The sequence below is a fragment of the Janthinobacterium foliorum genome, assembly GCF_978021625.1.
In genome coordinates, this window is the sequence record NZ_CDXDQE010000073.1 from 1 (window position 1) to 357 (window position 357).

Sequence of the window (357 nt, forward strand, 5' to 3'; positions counted from 1 at the left end):
CGTTCGACTTGCATGTGTAAGGCATGCCGCCAGCGTTCAATCTGAGCCAGGATCAAACTCTTCAGTTTAATCTCTGTTTAATGTCATTTCTGACAGGTCGGACAGTATCACTACCATCCAAATCTTTCGCATTGCAAAAGATTTGCTCACTCAAAAAACTGACAGGCTACTTCCTAAGAAGTATCCTATTTCATTATTTCTTGTGAACATTTGATATTTTAAGTATGACGCCAATCCGAAGATCGGCGCTGCACTTGCCTCAAATGTCCACACTTATCGACTGTTAATTGTTAAAGAACTGTATTCGGTTACTGCTTTCGCGCTATCGACAAAGCGTTGTGTTTGTCAGCTGCGAAG

The 357-nt window shown here is 41.7% G+C and carries 1 rRNA gene; it reads right to left on the minus strand.

The features are described from left to right. Window positions 1-68, minus strand: a 16S ribosomal RNA gene (locus ACZ92H_RS29545); the annotation flags it as partial. Window positions 69-357: the final 289 nt, after the last annotated feature.